This window comes from Coleofasciculaceae cyanobacterium, assembly GCA_036703275.1.
Lineage (GTDB): Bacteria > Cyanobacteriota > Cyanobacteriia > Cyanobacteriales > Xenococcaceae > Waterburya.
The window spans coordinates 40231-57332 of the sequence record DATNPK010000026.1; the positions used below are offsets into that span (position 1 = coordinate 40231).

Consider the following 17102-nt stretch of genomic DNA (forward strand, 5'->3'; position numbering starts at 1 on the left):
TTGAGAAGGGCGCGTCGCCTGTGGTTTCCCAGGCGTTTATGCCGCCCGTCAAACTGTCGAACCCGAAGGGCTACTTGCTACTTATTCTGGTGTTTCTCCCAAATACACCTCAATTACTCGAGGGTCATTTTGTACCTGTTCCATTTTGCCTTCACAAAGTAATGTTCCCTGATGCAATACGGTTACTTTATCATTGGCAATTTGGCGGACAAACTCCATGTCATGTTCGATCGCCACAATAGAATGGCTTTGGGCAAGAGAAAGTAATAATGCCCCCACGTTTTCGGTTTCTTCATCGGTTAATCCTGCTGCGGGTTCATCTACTAATAATAAGTCGGGAGATTGCGCTACCAACATACCAATTTCTAGGCGTTGCTTTTCTCCATGAGATAGCAAATTTGCCAACAGGTTAGCTTTAGTATCTAAACCGATTGTTTCTAATAAGCCCCCAACAGTTCTTTTTTCACTACCATTAGCACGACCAAATAAAGTAGGAAAAACATTTTTATTGCGGTTACAAACTAAATCTAAATTTTCTCTAACGGTTAGATTTAGATATACTCTAGGAGTTTGAAATTTGCGCCCAATGCCCATCCGAGCTATTTTATATTCGGGGATTTTTTGGAGATTTTTACCTTTAAATAATACTCTACCTTTTGTCGGTTGAACTTTCCCGGTAATCACATCTAAAAAAGTAGTTTTACCTGCACCGTTTGGTCCGATAATTACCCGTAGTTCTCCCGCATCCAAACTAAAATTTAAATTATTAAGAGCCTTAAAACCATCAAAGCTTACCGTTAAATCCTCAATTTCTAAGATTTTACTCATGATTATTTTTTCGCTATTGTTTCTCTTTCCTGCTGAAGTTCAGGATCTTCGACTAAACTAGGATAGGTAGCTAATTTAGGCTGAAGTCCCAAAAGCGATCGCAATCGAATCCAGCCATGATTTATCCACCAGCCGACAATGCCATCAGGTAATACCGTCACCACAATCAGGAATAGCGCACCCTGGAAAAATAGCCAAATTTCGGGAAAACTTTCACTTAAAAAGGTTTGAGCCAGCCTCACTAACAACGTACCGATAATCGCGCCAATTAGCGTCCCCCTGCCTCCTACTGCCACCCAAATTACCATCTCAATCGAGAAAGCAACCTGCATAATGCTGGGGGTAATAATCCCTGTTTGAACTGTGTACAATGCCCCAGCGATACCGGCGATCGCGCCAGAGATGGCAAAGACTAAAACTTTATATCCCGTAGGATCGTAACCCGAAAATCTTACCCTAGTCTCATCATCGCGAATGGCTTTGAGTAGCCTACCAAAACGCCCGCTAGTCAACCATCGACACAGCAGATAAATTAACAATAAAGAGATGACGGTCAGAATATAAAAAGTACGTTGAACTCCAGGAGAACTAACTAGAAAACCAAAGATTTTTTCGGTATCAGTTTTTAAGCCATTGGTACCGTTGATTATTTCTTGTTGACCATTGAAAAAATTAAAGAAAACTAGCAAAGCTGCTTGAGTCAAAATTGAGAAATAAACTCCTTTAATTCGATTACGAAATACCAAATAGCCAATCAAAGCTGCAACTATTCCAGGAATAATAATTAAAGCTAAGATAGTAAACGGAAACGAATAAAAAGGTTGCCAAACCCACGGTAGTTCATTGACTCCATAAAGCGTAAAAAACTCTGGTAACTGCCCTTCAGGTATTTGCAAATTGAGGTGCATCGTCAGGGCATAACCACCTAGGGCAAAGAAAATACCATGACCCAGACTCAGTAAGCCAGTATAGCCCCAAATTAGATCGATACCTAAAGCGACAATTGCCAAAGAGAGAAAACGACCAACTAAGCGCAGTCTAAAAGCAGGTATAACAATCGGCAAAATGACCGCAAAAACAACAATTAAAGCGATAATTATCCCCGTTTCACTTAGTTTGTTTCTGCGTTGCCTCTGCTTAATTTCAAGACCAGTTTCATTACTCATAACTAATTACTCGTTACTTGTGCTTGATTAATTACAGTTCTGCTGTTCTACCTTTTTGAGGGAATAGCCCCGCAGGTTTGATTTGGAGGAAAATAATAATTAAGGCAAACACCATCACCTTTGCCATGCTGCTGGTGGCAAAGAACAAAAAGAAATCTACCAGGGGTTGCGGCGCGCTGATTGTAGTCAAGAACAAAGCTAAAGATCCCGAACCAATAAGATAATTAAAAATTCCAATGCCCAATGCTGCTATAACAGCACCGAGAAGGTTACCAACACCGCCTACTACCACCACCATAAAAGTATCAATAATATAGTTTTGTCCTGTATTTGGTCCTACCGAACCGAGCAAACTAACGGCGCAGCCAGCAATTCCTGCTAGTCCCGAACCTAAAGCGAAGGTTAGAGCATCAACTTTCGCTGTGGGAATACCCAAACAAGAACTCATGGTGCGATTTTGAGTAACGGAGCGAATTCTTAAGCCCCAGGAAGAACGCTGCAAAAACCAATACACAGCAATCAGACAAAGGATAGTTAAAGCGATGATAAACAGACGCACATAAGGCATCTGAAAGCCAAATACTTCTACTCCTCCCCGTAACCAAGCAGGGGCAGTAACATCGACGTTTCTGGCACTAAACCAGGCATTAGTCAAAGCTGAATTTTGGCTGAATAAAAAGTACAAGGCGATCGCCACTGCTCCACTCAGAGGTAATAACAAACCGACAGTCTTTGTCCTCATTGTTTCCCAATCAGCACGACGTTTGATTAACTGCATTCCGCCAAAAAACAACAGACAGAAAATGAAAATTGAGATGATTAAAAGCCAGTTAACACTGCGGACAAACTGCTGTAAAATTAAGCTAACGCCCCAGGTAGCCAGTAGAGTTTCTAAGGGTCTGCCGTAGAGAAAGCGAATTGCCCCTCGTTCCAAAATTAAGCCGACGATCGCAGAAACAATAAAGGCGATCGGAATCGCCACAATAATATAAAAACTGAACCAAGGTTCGCCCAGCGGTTTAAAAACATTTTGAACCACAAAAGTGGCATAAGCCCCCAGCATCATCAATTCGCCATGAGCCAGGTTAATCACTCCCATGAGTCCAAAGACAATTGCCAGACCTAACGCTGCAATCAATAAGACCGAACCAATACTGATTCCGTTAAATAAACCTTCAATTAATGTAGACACATTCTTTAATTGCTAGTTGTTGCCTTTTGGTAGCTAGCGACTGACAACCAGCTACTTGCTTTAATCAATTAAGCCCTATGCTTCTTTATACTTTCCACCCTTGTTAGGATCGGTCCAGTCACAGGCAAAACCTTTAGTTTCTTTGACATACTGGTTCCAGGGGATCGGCTCTAAAGGTCCTTCGGTAGACCAAACAATGTCAAATAGCCCGTCTTCTCTGACTTCTCCAATACGCACTGTTTTGGAAATATGATGATTGGGCTGCATTGTCACCTGACCTTCTGGCGCAGCAAACTTTTGACCTACTGCTGCTGCTCTAACTGGCTCTAAATCGATAGTACCAGCCTTTTCCACCGCTTGCTTCCAAAGGTAAACCATAATGTAGGCAGCTTCCATAGGGTCGTTAGTTACCCTATCTTCACCATATTTTTGCTTAAACGCTGTAACAAACTGATCGTTTTGCGGATTTTCTACGGTTTGGAAATAATTCCATGACGCATAATGCCCCTGGAGGTATTCTGGACCAATTTGCTTAACTTCTTCTTCGGCAACACTAACGGACATTACTGGATATTTATCAGGAGTCAATCCTGCACCCTGCATTTGTTTGAAGAAGGCGACGTTAGTATCTCCATTAAGGCTGTTAAAGATCACACCACCGTCAGGCAATGCAACTTTAATTTTAGTGATAATGGAAGTTACTTCAGTATCTCCTAAAGGTAAATAATCTTCTCCTGCAACAGTACCGCCTTTAGCTGCTAATTGTTCTTTAATAATTGTATTAGCAGTGCGAGGGAAGACATAATCAGACCCAACTAGGAAAAATTCCTTGCCTTTATTTTTTAGCAGCCAATCTACGGCTGGCTCAATTTGCTGGTTTGGTGCTGCACCTGTATAAAATACGTTTTTTGAACATTCCTGTCCTTCATATTGAACGGGATACCACAACATATGCTTTTTCGTTTCAAATACTGGCAACACCGCTTTGCGACTAGCGGATGTCCAGCAGCCAAAAACCGTAGCCACTTTATCTTGATCGATCAACTTAGCTGCTTTTTCGGCAAAGGTAGGCCAATCTGATGCCCCATCTTCTTTGATCGCGATAATCTGTTTTCCTAAAAGTCCACCAGCAGCATTAATTTCGTCAATAGCCATCATTTCTGCATCGACTACAGTAGTTTCGCTGATTGCCATCGTGCCGCTCAAAGAGTGGAGAATGCCGACTTTGATTCCGTCTGCTGCTGCTTCAGTATTAGCAGCTTCAGTAGTATTGGCAGCTTGAGTATTGGCAGCCGTATCACCACCTCCAGCATCAGCACAACCCTTCAACAAGAGACTAGCCAAGACTCCTGTTGAGCTATAAAGTAAAAATTTACGTCTTCCTAATTGTGACATTATCTTAATATTTTGAATGTATCTAAGCTTCTTTTGTTATCTGCTTTGCGCTTTGATAAGAAAAGACTAGTTGGACTTTAAAGTGAGTAATACGAATATTTTCCGTTGGGGAAAATTGTACTCTGTAATACCAAAAAAAAAGCAGCATGAGATACAAAAAAAATATCCGATTTATACTCTATGCCTAATGTGAATTAGCTTAGTCGATCAAAATCAAGAAAAAGCACAAAATCACAATTACCTAACCACGTACTGTTGTAATTGTTCGCTAAAATAATCATTTTTAACTTGCAGAAAAAATTGAGCAAGTTATTGTTGAGCTGAATAAGAATAATATTTGTAGATAGATTAATTTTTGCTTCAGATCATAAATATTTGTAGATAGATAAATAGAATCGCAGCTTTATTTGTATTATAAAGCCTGATTTACGCTTAAACTGAAAGCGATCGCAACTGTAGCTTTCGGCCAAATTTAGATTTGTTCATGTGTTTAATTGTAAATTATTGAAAAGTTATTATCAGAACAACTATCAAAGTTTAATCAAAAATTTTCTGGCGCTCGGACTAGTGTGTTTGATGCTAGTTGGTGGCTGTAGCAATATTAACAAAAATAAAATAGACGAATCAAAAATTACGACAATAACTTTCTGGCATGGTATTAATCCGCCAGAAAATCGAGAGATTTTTGACAAATTAGTCAATGAATTTAATCAAAATAATCGAGATCTTCAAGTAGAGGCATTATATATTGGTCAACCCGATGCCCAACTACCGAAAATATTAGCTGCTACAGTTAGCGATAGCCCTCCTGATATTCTTTGGTTTGTAGCGCAAATTGCGGGAAAATTAAATCAACTAGGTGCATTATTACCCTTAGAAGATTGGTTAAACAATTCAGCGGTCAAAACAGAAATAGACCCAGCTATGTTTGACTCTATGAAGTTAGACGGACATATTTTATCTGTTCCCTTTGCCACTAACAATGGGGCAGTATTTTATCGCCCTAGTTTATTTGAGCAAGCAGGAATCAAAGATGTTCCGCAAACATGGTCACAGTTACAGCAAACGGCAGAAAAACTAACTCAGGACACGAATAATGATAGTCGCCCGGATCGATACGGTATTTACTTATCCTTGGGTAAAGAGGAATGGACGGTGTTTACCTGGCTACCATTTATTTATAGTGCGGGAGGAGATTTGTTAGCGGCAGGTCAACCCAATTTAGTTAACGATGGCGCGATCGCAGCACTACAGTTCGGTGCTGATTTAGTTCAAAATAAGGTAGCTGTCTTGTCTCCACCCGAAAGAGGCTATGAAATTGATGACTTTATTGAAGGTAAAGTTGCAATGCAGATTACAGGGCCTTGGACGCTGGCTCAGTTAAAATTAGCAGATATAGACTATGGTGTCTTTCCTATCCCTGTGGCCAACCAACCCGCTGCGGTAATTGGTGGCGAAAATCTGTTTGTCTTTAAAACCACCCCAGAAAGAGAACAAGCTAGTTTACGATTTTTAGAATATATCCTCAGTGAGAAATTTCAGACAACTTGGGCATTAGAGACAGGCTATTTACCCGTAAATACTAAATCTCAACAGAGTGAAGCCTATCAAAACTTTATCAGAGAAAACCCCGTAGTGAAAGTATTCTTAGAGCAAATGCAGTGGGCAAAATCTCGTCCGATCATTCCCCAATATAATCGGCTTTCTGAAAACTTGGGTCGAGCAATTGAAGCCAGTCTTTTAGGTAAACAAACTCCCGCAGAGGCGTTAAAGCGATCGCAACAGCGTTTAGAATTAATCTTTGGGAATTAACTAAAAAAAAGCAACTATGGCGCACCTGTTTATCGATCGCCTGATCGAACAAATCCAAGCCAAAAATACTCCTTGCATAGTCGGGTTAGATCCCGCTTTGTCGAGAATACCCGATGGCTGGTTACAAAAACACGGACTCGATCGACAAAGCAGTATAGCCGATTGCGCCGAAGCGATATATCAATATAACCTGATGGTGTTAGATGCGATCGCCGATTTAGTTCCCGCAGTTAAGCCTCAGAGTGCCTATTATGAGTTATATGGTTCAGCTGGGATTATGGCATTAGAAAAAACAATTATGGCTGCACGCGATCGCGGTTTGTTAGTAGTCTTAGACGTAAAACGCGGAGATATCGCCTCTACTGCCACAGCCTACGCCCAAAGCTATTTATCTCGTGAACCTATCCGTCCTTTAGAAGCCGATGCCATTACGATTGTTCCCTATTTAGGTAAAGACTGCCTCGATCCTTTTTTCGAGTCAGCAACTCAATGGGGAAAAGGGGTTTTTGTCTGTGTTAAAACCTCCAACCCCGGGGCATCCATAGTTCAAGAACAACAAATAGGCGATCGCTATCTATACGAAATTATTGCCGATTTAATTAAACCCGCTTCAGATAAAAGTATTGGCGAATCTGGCTATAGCGGTATTGGTGCAGTAGTCGGCGCAACCTATCCCGAAGCAGCCATACGTTTACGTAAACAGTTACCTAATAGTCTATTTCTCGTTCCAGGTGTAGGCGCACAGGGAGGCGGTAACGAAGGGATCAAAGCCTGTTTCAATCCCGACGGTTTAGGTGCAGTAGTCAGTAGTTCCAGAGCAATTATGTATCCTCATCTTTACGGTAGTGTAGATTCAAATCAGGAGACAATTAGACAAGCTGCTAAAGAATTAATTGCTCAGGTCAAGAAAATATTAAAGAATTAATAGTTAATTATCAGAACTTGATTAGCCAGGAGTAGATTAAAGGCGATCGCTTTAAATAATAGACAAACCCAAGTTAAATTTTGCTGAATTAGATACCCTAATCAATAACGGTATATTGCAATTATTTAACTAATCCATGTCTCATTTTTATCTCGATGCCGAGGAAAGCGATCGCAAGTCTTTTGAACTTCCAGGGGCAAAACCACACTACAACCCAGACCGTCCTGGACAAGTAGAGCATATTTTTCTCAATTTAATTTTAGATATCCCTAATCAAAGCTTTAAGGGAACTTGTACTACTACGATCGCTCCCGTACGCCCTGGTATCGAGCAATTAACCATGGATGCGGTAGATTTGACTATTGAATCCGTGTTAGTTGATGGTGTAAGTCAACAATTTGACTATGATGGGGAACAAATTGAAATTCATCTACAGCAGCCAAGCTCTACAGAAGCGATTAAAGTGGAGATTGCCTATTCGGTAGACCATCCCCAACGAGGACTCTATTTTATCCAGCCGACGGCAGACTATCCTGATAAACCGACACAGGTTTGGACACAGGGCGAAGATGAAGATTCCCGCTTTTGGTTTCCCTGCTTTGATTATCCTGGTCAATTGGCTACTTCTCAAATACGAGTACAAGTACCAGCAGGATTTAAGGCAATTTCCAACGGGGAGTTGATTAATACTGAAACAGTAAATAATGGCGTTGTCTATCATTGGTCGCAACAGCAGGTACATCCTACTTACCTAATGACTTTGGCAGTGGGGGACTTTGCGGAAATTGCGGATCGGTGGCAGGGTAAACCAATTACTTACTACGTCGAGAAAGGACGAGAAGCAGATGCGAAGCGCAGTATGGGTAAGACTCCCCGCATGGTAGAATTTTTATCCACTAAATACGGCTATGACTATCCTTATCCTAAATATGCGCAGGTATGTGTGGATGATTTTATCTTCGGCGGAATGGAAAATACTTCTACTACCCTGCTAACCGATCGCTGTTTGTTGGATGAACGAGCCGCAGTTGATAATATGCGTACTGAAAGTTTAGTGCTGCACGAATTAGCTCATCAGTGGTTTGGCGATTTGGTAGTAATCAAACACTGGTCACACGCCTGGATCAAAGAGGGGATGGCTTCCTATGCTGAAGTTTTCTGGACAGAGGAGGAGTATGGCAAGGACGATGCAGCCTATTACTTATTAAATGAAGCCCGTACCTATATTACCGAAGATAGTTCGCGTTATCGTCGTCCGATAGTTACCAATATCTATCGTGAAGCGATCGAACTTTACGATCGCCATCTTTATGAAAAGGGTGCTTGTGTCTATCACATGATTCGAGCCATTTTAGGGAATGAATTGTTTGACAAGGCAATTCAGACTTTTGTGCAGGATAATGCTCACAATACCGTAGAAACGGTCGATCTATTGCGGGCGATCGATAAAGCAACTGGTTATAACCTAATGTTTTTGTTCGATCAGTATGTCTTTCGTGGTGGTCATCCCGATTACAAGGTGGCGTATTCTTGGGAGGTTGACAGCAAGCTAGCTAAATTAAGCGTTACCCAGAAACAGGCGAAAGATAGCGATAGCAAGGAGTTATTCGATCTCAAAATTCCTGTGGCTTTTGGCTATATCTCTGAAGAATCGGACGATCTGAGCTGGAAAACTTTTACTCTACGCATTCATCAGCCAGAACAAAGCTTTTATTTTCCTCTAGAGAAAAAAGCTGACTTTATTAGCTTTGACGTGGATAACAATTTCCTCAAAACTGTCACTCTGCAATATCCTGTTGCCGAACTAAAAAAACAGTTAAAATATGACCCCGATCCGATCTCGCGAATTTATGCTGCGGGGGCATTAGCCAAAAAAGGTGGCTTAGAAGTAATCACAGCCTTGGGTAAATCTTTAGCTGACGATCCTTTCTGGGGAGTAAGGGTCGAAGTAGCTAAAAAACTTGGCAATATTAAATTAAATCAAGCAATGGAAGCTTTAAAAGCTGGGTTAAAAGACGAAGATGCAAGGGTGCGTCGGGCAGTTATCGATGCGTTGAGTAACTTTAAAATTGCCGCTAGCTATGACACGATCGCGCTTTGCCTGCAACAGGGAGATCTTAGCTATTATACCGAAGCTGCTGCTGCTCGTAGTTTGGGTGGCATGGTATCGGGTAATCTTAAGGAGAAACAACCCGAGGCGATCGCCTTACTGAAAACTATCTTAGAACAACGGGCTGGTTGGAATGAAGTTGTTCGCGGTGGTGCGATCGCTGGATTGAGTAAAATGAAAACTTCTCCTGATGCGGTGGATATTATTCTGGCATACACTAAGCCAGGCGTGCCTCAAGCTTTAAGACTGACGTCAATCCGCTGTTTGGGTACAATATCTACTGGTCAAACGCCTGAGAAATTAGGTGAAATTTTAGAACAGTTAGAAGCGATCGCACTAGAATCTTTTTTCTTAACTCAGGTGGCGGTTGTCGGTGCTTTAGAACAGATGCAGACTAGCCAGGCAATTAATATTCTAGATGAACTTGCCGCGCAGACTCCTGACGGTAGGGTACGTCGTCGTGCCGAAGAAGCCGTAACTAAGGTGCAGAAAAATCTGGGCGCCGACAAAGCTGTTCAAGAATTGCGTCAGGAAATCGATCGGCTTAAACAGACTAATCAGGATCTTACTAGTCGTCTAGCTAAGTTGGAAGCACAAGCTGATAGTCAATCTTAAATCAACAGCTAGATTAAGCAGCGATCGCACAATTAGTCAAGCGATCGCTTTTTAGTTACGGTAATGCTACAAAAATTAATGGCAATGACGCTAATTTTCAGTCTTGATGATTTGACAAGCAGCTTCTAATAGGTTTTCGACGATAATTTGTGGCTGAGGATACACTTCTAAATAATCTTTCTCTAACTGCCTGACAAAAGCAGTTTTCATACCAATACTTTTAGCTCCAGCAATATCCCAAGCGTGAGCAGCAACCAGCCAAACCTCGGCTAAATTATCCGTTTTAATCATCTTGTAAACATTTGGGTGGGGTTTGGTAACGGCGATTGCATCACACGAATAAACTTCAGTAAAATACTTTTGTACTCCCGCACGTTCTAATAATTTGTGGGTAGAGTCTTGACTCCCGTTAGTCAGAGCAACTATTGTCCAGCCCGCTTCTGTTAAAGTTTGAAATGCTTTTTTTGCTCCGTGATGCAACTCTAACTCGCTAAAAGTCGCCATAATTTGTTCCAACTGGATCGAACTTGGGTCAATATCCAACAGTTGCAAAGTTCGTGGCAATTGTGCTTGTAAAACTTCTTTGAGAGGTCGATATTTACCTGCATGAGAAAACCCAAAGGCATCTCTTAATGCTTGAGCAAACCAAAGTTCTAAAGCGTAAGCAGGTAAACCTATTGCGAGTAATTGCTGTCGAGGTTTCTCTAAAGAAAAACAAGTGCCGATTATATCAAAAGCAACAATTTTTTGGTTCGACATTTCTTCTTTTTAGGTGTATTAGCAATAATTATACTATTGCTAATTATTAAAGCTATGTCGATCATTTCTCGTTACAGTAAACTTCTTATTATTCTGGTTACAGCGATCGCCTGTATTATCGTTGGTTTTAATTATAGAAATAACGCTCCAACTCCGCCAATAGCTCAACCAAATTTACCAATCGAGCAAAAAGCAACAGAGCAAAAAGCAACAGAGCAAAAAGCAACAGAACAACAAGCAACAGAACAACAAGCAACAGAACAAGTTGAGTTGCCTCCAATATCAAAAACCAAGGCAAATTCAGTAGATTCAGCTACATATAAGACCACGCTTGCTTTTGAACAATATAAACCCAGATATACAAGCACGGATATTCATCCTAGTAACTACGGAGAACGCTATAGTATTGACGTTGATGGTAACCCTTTAGACAATCCACCGATTGTCGTGTTACATGAAACCGTCAACTCTGCTAGAAGTGCGATTAATACTTTTAAAACACCTCATGACAATGACAACAATCAAGTTAGTTATCATGCTTTAATTTCCCTGGATGGAACAATTATTTATCTTCTTCCAGCAGATAAACGGGCTTTTGGTGCAGGTAATTCAGTATTTGAAAGTACTAGCGGTATTGAAACCGTCCAGACTAATCCTAATTTACCGCCATCGGTCAATAACTTTGCTTACCATATATCTTTAGAGACACCACCAGACGGCCGTGGAAGTAATAACCAGGAATACCATAGCGGTTATACAGAAAGTCAATACAAGTCTTTGGCTTGGTTGTTAGCTTTAAGCAACATACCAGATGACCGCATTACTACTCATAAAAATGTAGACCGTTCTGCTCAAAAAATTGACCCGAGAAGTTTCGATTTCGACAAATTTTTGACAATTTTACATACCTATCGCCAGCCTAATGTAGACAAAATATCTGCTCAATAAGTTATTTCAACTAATTCTGGCGATCGCTTTTTCCTTTAGTTGTGATATTATTCTGGAACAACGCAGACAGAATGAACAGAAGTTTTGGAACAACTTTGATAATTCTGCTGAAAAAATAGCGACATACTGGCTTCAATCAGCAATTTTCTGTCCCATTGAGGATTAGAACTGAGAAAATCTTGTATACAGTTATAAATATTTTCGTTGATTTCTATATACAGCTCTACCGTTGTTTTTTGAGAATTCATTTTTATATTTGTAATAAGTATTAAATAGATTAATTAACTCTATCAGGATTATTTCTCATCAAAGTTTTAAAATTTATATCTATCTCTGACTGTGGATATTCACGGCAAAATAGTTGATTTGAACCTAGTCATTTTACTGAGTAACCACGATTTTTTAAGCCAAAAGTACGAGTAAATAATTAGCTTCTGTGGAAAACTGGCGATTATCTGGGGAAAATCTTGTGGATATTGAACTTACAAAATCTTAGAAAGATATATAAGTAAATTATATAATGTGTTTAAAACTACAAAATTAGTTTCGTTAAAAGTTTAAATTGTCTAAAAAAAAGGGCTATTGTAGCTATTTAAAATTTACAATTTCAAATTGTTAGAAAATCAATTTGTATTTAAAATTATTTTTCCCTAGCTTTACTCAATTGCTAATTTATATAGAGAATTCGGCGATCGAGTTTGTCAATATTCAAAACAGTTCTACTTATCTAAATCGGCGATCGCGCTGCCACCAGGAATATGAGCGATAATGTTCTGTTTATGGGCAAGTTTATGGGCAAGTTTATGGGCTGCCTCTTCTTGCTCGTAGTTTAACTCTCGTTCCGATTGCGTTGGTTCTGCTTGACTTGATTTGTCTGCTTCTCGTTCGATAAAACTAGAAAGTTTCTTGGCTTCAGAAAAGTTGATAAATTGTTGGGATTGTTGGTCTGTCATATCTTTTTTTTTAAGTTAACGTTCTACCTTACATTCCTAAAAAGCTTTAATGACAATAATCCTTCCAAGGAGAGAAAAAAGTCTCAACTAAATAAATATGCGAATAGAGCCTTAATTCTCGAAAGCACATATTTTGCTTGTTGACATTTCAATCAGTATTTTTGATTGGTGCAAAAGATATTATTAATTACTCTTCAAGATTAACCATATTAATACTTGACTAATTGTTTTAGTCTGTAGATTTTAGCTAATTGATAATTGCCGTCATTTTTTGGTCACACTTATTTTGAACACTATAAACAGCAAAGTTTTAAGAAAATGTAATCATGAAACTGCAATTGTTGGTTGCTTTGACTGCCTTAGCAGCAGGAGCGACATTAATAATTCCCGATTTAGCAAAAGCGCAGACTTCAATTGAAGAGCTACAGCAACGCTCAGAAGGCACGAGCATCTTGGGAGAAATTATCAGCATCGTTGGTAATGATATTGAGCCTGAGCCAAAGTGAAATCTAATCTAGTTAACTCAACTTCTGTACCTATCAAACCAAAACCGACACTAACTTTCATTGATGCTGTAGCTCTAATTATTGGAGCGGTCATTGGTGCGGGGATTTTTGAAACACCAGCCTTTATAGCTGCTAATGCTGGCAATGAAACAGTAGTGCTGCTCGTCTGGTTGTTGGGGGGTGGAATGTCTTTGGTCGGTGCTTTGTGCTATGCGGAGCTAGCAACAGCTTATCCTCATGCAGGAGGCAATTACTACTATCTTCAGCGCGCTTTCGGTCAACAGATTGCTTTTTTGTTTGCTTGGGCGCGCATGACCGTGATTCAAACTGGATCGATCGCCCTTTTAGCCTTCGTGTTTGGGGATTATGCTTCCCAAATATTAGATTTAGGTGACTATTCGGCTGCGATCTATGCTGCTCTGGCAATTGGAATTTTAACCATTTTCAATCTTATTGGTATTCGCCAAGGAAAGTGGACGCAAAATTGGTTGAGCGCAGCAAAAGTCCTCGGCTTGTTGTTAGTTGTCATTGTTGGTTTGGTGGTTGCTGACCCTCCTGCTTCTGTAGAGCCGATTGAACCCGCTTCGGGAAATATAGGCATGGGAATGATTTTTGTGCTTTTATCCTATGGTGGCTGGAATGAAGCTGTATATATCTCAGCTGAATTACGCAACCTCAGACGTAATATGGTGCGATCGCTACTTTGGAGCATCGGCATTATTACAGCGATTTACTTGGCAATTAATCTGGCATACCTTCAAGGGTTAGGCTTAGAAACAATGGCAACCTCAGAAGCAGTAGCCGCAGAACTAATGCGCCGTGCGCTCGGAACACCTGGAGCCTGGTTTATCAGTTTACTGATTGCTGTGGCTACTTTAGGTGCAATCAATGCCACGATTTTTACTGGTGCTAGAACTAACTATGCCCTAGGGAAAGATTTTTCTCTATTTAGTTGGCTGGGAAACTGGCATCGACGTACCCAAACACCGACTTCTGCTTTGTTAGTCCAGGCAGCGATCGCCCTGTTTCTAGTTTTGCTGGGAACGCTGACCCGAAGAGGTTTTGAAACAATGGTAGACTACACTGCCCCTGCATTTTGGTTCTTTTTTCTCCTAACGAGTTTGTCTTTATTTGTGTTGCGATTCAAAGAGCCAGAAGTTCCCAGACCCTTTAAAGTCCCTTTTTACCCTCTAACACCGATTGTCTTTTGCTTAATTTGCGTTTACTTACTGTATTCGAGCCTTGTCTATACCGGCGTTGGCGCACTTGTCGGCGTAGCTATATTAATCGCTGGCGTACCACTGTTGTTATGGTCGCGTCAGGCAAAAGCTTGAACTCATTTGAACTCAAACGTCAAAAAAAAATTATCTATCTCAACCAGAAATATCATGAAATTACCCAAAAAAGCCAAATTTTGGCTCACCAGTTTAAGTCTTAGTAGTTTGGTAATAGTTGGATGTGCTACTCAAGAACGAAACTTTAGCGAAATTCCTACTGAACCAGCAACTCCAGTCCAAACCCAACCTGCAACTGAAGCACCTAGTGTACCTTATGTACCTACACCTCAAAATGTCGTGAATCAAATGCTTGAATTAGCAAATGTATCGGGCGACGATATTCTTTACGATCTAGGTAGTGGAGATGGTCGAATTCCCATTACCGCAGCCGAGAAATATGGCGCTCGTGGCACTGGTGTCGAACTCAATCCAGAGCTAATAGAGCAAAGTCGAGCTAACGCTGAATCAGCAAATGTTGCCGATCGCGTAGAATTTTTGCAGCAAGACCTTTTTCAGACCGATCTAAGCGAGGCAACTGTAGTCACGCTTTATTTACTACCAGATGTTAACCTCGAACTTCGTTCTAAACTACTGCAAGAACTCGAACCAGGGACGCGAATTGTTTCCCATGACTTTAATATGGGAGAGTGGCAACCAGAGCAAGTTGTTCAAGTGCAAAGTGGAACTCGGCAACATACTCTTTATTACTGGGTTGTTCCTGAAGAAATTCCCGAAAGTATCAGTAGTTAGAAGCAAACTAGGCTATCTAAGATGCGATCGCTTTCAAACGGTGAGAATATTGTCATTTTTGCGTCACATTTCTCCTTTATTTTAAGTTAACTGGTCTTTTAGTAAGACATTTAGACTTGTTGGAGATTTCCCAGGTAAAAAACCGTGACTAGATCTGTTGTTCGAGAAAGAAAGTGAGACAGTATCAGTATGAGTAAGATATCGAACAAGATCGGTTTGTATTTGAAAGCTACACATTCTCAATGGTTTAACTACATTACGGCAGCTTTGTCTGTTGGCTTGGCACTACTGCTTACTCAATGGCTTAGAACTTTAATTGCACCAACTATCTCGCCATTATTTTTTGCAGCAGTTATGTTCAGTGCCTGGTATGGCGGGCTTGGTTCGGGACTATTTGCTACCTTGCTATCCGTTTTAGCCAGCGACTTTTTTTTAATCCCGCCTTTATACGCTTTGGGACAAGCTAATGGTGCCGATCTTCTCCAACTGTTTGTTTTTAGTTTAGTTGCACTCTTGATTAGTTCTTTAAATGCCTCTTTAAGAGCTGCCAAGAAGCGAGCTGAGATTAGTTTAGCTAAATTACAGGCAAGTGAAGAACAGTACCGTCGTTTGATAGATACGGCTAATGAGGGTATCTGGTTGCTCGACGCTCAAATCCGAACCGAGTATGTGAACGAGCAATTGGCTAAAATGTTGGGCTATAGCGTTGGGGAAATGCTAGATCGATCTCTGTTTTATTTTGTAGATCGAGAATTTCGTGTGGAAGCAGAACAGTCCATCGAGCGACGCAAGCAGGGCATAATAGAGCAATTTGATTTTTGTTATCGCCGTAAAGATGGTTCTCAACTATGGGCAATTGTCTCTACACAACCCAGGTTTAATCGACAGGGTAAATTCGTCGGCATATTAGCCATGCTTACAGACATTACCGATCGCAAGCAAATCGAACACGAGCGCGAACAGTTACTCGAACGAGAGCAGTCAGCCCGACAGTTAGCCGAAGCTGCTAATAGCATAAAAGATGATTTTTTAGCCGTTGTCTCTCATGACTTGAGATCGCCTCTTAACGCCATCATTGGCTGGTCAAAGCTGCTGCGTGATGGTCGTCTCGATGCCGAAAAAACGGAAAAAGCATTGGAAATCATCGAACGTAATGCTCGGGAACAAGAGCGTCTTATTGAAGACTTGTTAGATATCTCGCGAATTGTCCGAGGTCAAATTCGTCTCGATCTAAAGGCTCTTAATCTAATACCAGTTATTGAGGCAGCTATCGATACAGTTCTTCCTACAGCTAACGCCAAACAAATTCAGCTAGAATCTAAACTTGCTTCCAATATCGGTTTAATTAAAGGCGATCGCGATCGCTTGCGACAAGTACTTTGGAACTTACTTACTAATGCAGTCAAGTTTACTCCAGCAAAAGGAAAAGTCACTGTAACTTTAGATGCGATCGCCACTCAGGCTAAAATTCAAGTTAGCGATACTGGCATTGGTATCTGTCCAAATTTTCTGCCCTACGTCTTTGAACGCTATCGTCAACAGAACGATAAAACGTTTAAAGTTCGTGGTGGACTCGGACTCGGATTGGCAATTACTCACAATTTAGTAGAACTACACGGCGGTAAAATTTTTGTAGATAGCCTTGGTGAAGGAAAAGGTGCTACGTTTACGATTCTGCTACCCATTGTCTGTTCTAAGTCAGAAATTATCAACTCGCAAACTAACCAACTGACAATCGAGCATCGGTGTTTTTTATCCCGCTTCTAAAAAAATCTCATAGTTGCGTTGTATTCATCACTTTCTGGTCATATTTGTAGCTAATACTAGAAAAACTAATCTCGTCCGAACATAGCAAAGAGGTTTAAG

At 40.7% G+C, this 17102-nt stretch carries 15 protein-coding genes; 8 read left to right on the plus strand and 7 right to left on the minus strand.

What is annotated here, in order from left to right:
• Positions 1 to 81: 81 nt before the first annotated feature.
• From urtD to urtA, 4 genes are all read right to left on the minus strand, one after another.
• Positions 82 to 828: an urea ABC transporter ATP-binding protein UrtD gene (gene urtD / locus V6C71_06185; protein HEY9768084.1), complete on the minus strand. Its 747-nt coding sequence runs from the start codon at positions 826 to 828 to the stop codon at positions 82 to 84.
• Positions 829 to 830: 2 nt separating this feature from the next.
• A complete protein-coding gene (gene urtC / locus V6C71_06190) occupies positions 831 to 1994 on the minus strand; it encodes an urea ABC transporter permease subunit UrtC (GenBank protein ID HEY9768085.1) in 1164 nt (387 codons plus the stop codon).
• A gap of 31 nt (positions 1995 to 2025) precedes the next feature.
• On the minus strand, positions 2026 to 3186 hold the full coding sequence (urtB, locus tag V6C71_06195) for an urea ABC transporter permease subunit UrtB (GenBank protein HEY9768086.1): 1161 nt from the start codon (positions 3184 to 3186) through the stop codon (positions 2026 to 2028).
• A gap of 75 nt (positions 3187 to 3261) precedes the next feature.
• Positions 3262 to 4581 (minus strand): urea ABC transporter substrate-binding protein, encoded by a 1320-nt coding sequence (urtA, locus tag V6C71_06200; GenBank protein ID HEY9768087.1) that lies wholly within the window; start codon positions 4579 to 4581, stop codon positions 3262 to 3264.
• Positions 4582 to 5085: 504 nt separating this feature from the next.
• Between urtA and V6C71_06205 the strand changes: the two genes are divergently transcribed.
• The 3 genes from V6C71_06205 (at position 5086) to V6C71_06215 (ending at position 10043) form a co-directional block, all read left to right on the plus strand.
• Positions 5086 to 6393 carry an ABC transporter substrate-binding protein gene (locus V6C71_06205; GenBank protein ID HEY9768088.1) on the plus strand — a complete coding sequence of 436 codons (1308 nt, stop codon included), beginning with the start codon at positions 5086 to 5088 and terminating at the stop codon, positions 6391 to 6393.
• 16 nt (positions 6394 to 6409) lie between these two features.
• The gene (pyrF, locus tag V6C71_06210) at positions 6410 to 7318 is read left to right on the plus strand and encodes an orotidine-5'-phosphate decarboxylase (GenBank protein HEY9768089.1); all 909 of its coding nucleotides are present in this window, start codon (positions 6410 to 6412) and stop codon (positions 7316 to 7318) included.
• A gap of 136 nt (positions 7319 to 7454) precedes the next feature.
• Positions 7455 to 10043: a M1 family metallopeptidase gene (locus V6C71_06215; protein ID HEY9768090.1), complete on the plus strand. Its 2589-nt coding sequence runs from the start codon at positions 7455 to 7457 to the stop codon at positions 10041 to 10043.
• 90 nt (positions 10044 to 10133) lie between these two features.
• On the opposite strand, the gene V6C71_06220 is transcribed toward V6C71_06215, so the two are convergent.
• Positions 10134 to 10802 (minus strand): haloacid dehalogenase type II, encoded by a 669-nt coding sequence (locus V6C71_06220; GenBank protein HEY9768091.1) that lies wholly within the window; start codon positions 10800 to 10802, stop codon positions 10134 to 10136.
• Positions 10803 to 10856: 54 nt separating this feature from the next.
• Between V6C71_06220 and V6C71_06225 the strand changes: the two genes are divergently transcribed.
• The gene (locus tag V6C71_06225; protein HEY9768092.1) at positions 10857 to 11750 is read left to right on the plus strand and encodes a peptidoglycan recognition family protein; all 894 of its coding nucleotides are present in this window, start codon (positions 10857 to 10859) and stop codon (positions 11748 to 11750) included.
• A 47-nt stretch (positions 11751 to 11797) separates the two neighbouring features.
• On the opposite strand, the gene V6C71_06230 is transcribed toward V6C71_06225, so the two are convergent.
• Together V6C71_06230 and V6C71_06235 are read right to left on the minus strand one after the other, a co-directional pair.
• Positions 11798 to 11998, minus strand: coding sequence for a DUF2811 domain-containing protein (locus V6C71_06230; GenBank protein ID HEY9768093.1), 201 nt, complete (start codon positions 11996 to 11998; stop codon positions 11798 to 11800).
• A 471-nt stretch (positions 11999 to 12469) separates the two neighbouring features.
• Positions 12470 to 12703, minus strand: a complete 234-nt coding sequence (locus V6C71_06235) for a hypothetical protein (GenBank protein HEY9768094.1) — start codon at positions 12701 to 12703, stop codon at positions 12470 to 12472.
• A gap of 326 nt (positions 12704 to 13029) precedes the next feature.
• Here V6C71_06235 and V6C71_06240 point away from each other — a divergent pair, with 326 nt between their 5' ends.
• From V6C71_06240 to V6C71_06255, 4 genes are all read left to right on the plus strand, one after another.
• Positions 13030 to 13209, plus strand: a complete 180-nt coding sequence (locus tag V6C71_06240) for a hypothetical protein (GenBank protein HEY9768095.1) — start codon at positions 13030 to 13032, stop codon at positions 13207 to 13209.
• Positions 13206 to 14543, plus strand: coding sequence for an amino acid permease (locus V6C71_06245; protein ID HEY9768096.1), 1338 nt, complete (start codon positions 13206 to 13208; stop codon positions 14541 to 14543). The genes V6C71_06240 and V6C71_06245 overlap by 4 nt, the downstream gene beginning before the upstream one ends.
• Before the next feature lie 54 nt (positions 14544 to 14597).
• Positions 14598 to 15236, plus strand: coding sequence for a class I SAM-dependent methyltransferase (locus tag V6C71_06250; protein ID HEY9768097.1), 639 nt, complete (start codon positions 14598 to 14600; stop codon positions 15234 to 15236).
• Between the two features lie 189 nt (positions 15237 to 15425).
• Positions 15426 to 17003 (plus strand): ATP-binding protein, encoded by a 1578-nt coding sequence (locus tag V6C71_06255; protein ID HEY9768098.1) that lies wholly within the window; start codon positions 15426 to 15428, stop codon positions 17001 to 17003.
• Positions 17004 to 17102 lie beyond the last annotated feature (99 nt).

What these genes read in the sequence shown, in the direction of transcription:
- urtC (HEY9768085.1), bottom strand. Translation starts at nt 1,994, where the DNA reads ATGAGTAATGAAACTGGTCTTGAAATTAAGCAGAGGCAACGCAGAAAC.
- V6C71_06220 (HEY9768091.1), bottom strand. Translation starts at nt 10,802, where the DNA reads ATGTCGAACCAAAAAATTGTTGCTTTTGATATAATCGGCACTTGTTTT.
- V6C71_06240 (HEY9768095.1), top strand. Translation starts at nt 13,030, where the DNA reads ATGAAACTGCAATTGTTGGTTGCTTTGACTGCCTTAGCAGCAGGAGCG.
- V6C71_06235 (HEY9768094.1), bottom strand. Translation starts at nt 12,703, where the DNA reads ATGACAGACCAACAATCCCAACAATTTATCAACTTTTCTGAAGCCAAG.
- urtA (HEY9768087.1), bottom strand. Translation starts at nt 4,581, where the DNA reads ATGTCACAATTAGGAAGACGTAAATTTTTACTTTATAGCTCAACAGGA.
- V6C71_06215 (HEY9768090.1), top strand. Translation starts at nt 7,455, where the DNA reads ATGTCTCATTTTTATCTCGATGCCGAGGAAAGCGATCGCAAGTCTTTT.
- V6C71_06250 (HEY9768097.1), top strand. Translation starts at nt 14,598, where the DNA reads ATGAAATTACCCAAAAAAGCCAAATTTTGGCTCACCAGTTTAAGTCTT.
- pyrF (HEY9768089.1), top strand. Translation starts at nt 6,410, where the DNA reads ATGGCGCACCTGTTTATCGATCGCCTGATCGAACAAATCCAAGCCAAA.
- V6C71_06225 (HEY9768092.1), top strand. Translation starts at nt 10,857, where the DNA reads ATGTCGATCATTTCTCGTTACAGTAAACTTCTTATTATTCTGGTTACA.
- V6C71_06230 (HEY9768093.1), bottom strand. Translation starts at nt 11,998, where the DNA reads ATGAATTCTCAAAAAACAACGGTAGAGCTGTATATAGAAATCAACGAA.
- urtD (HEY9768084.1), bottom strand. Translation starts at nt 828, where the DNA reads ATGAGTAAAATCTTAGAAATTGAGGATTTAACGGTAAGCTTTGATGGT.
- V6C71_06255 (HEY9768098.1), top strand. Translation starts at nt 15,426, where the DNA reads ATGAGTAAGATATCGAACAAGATCGGTTTGTATTTGAAAGCTACACAT.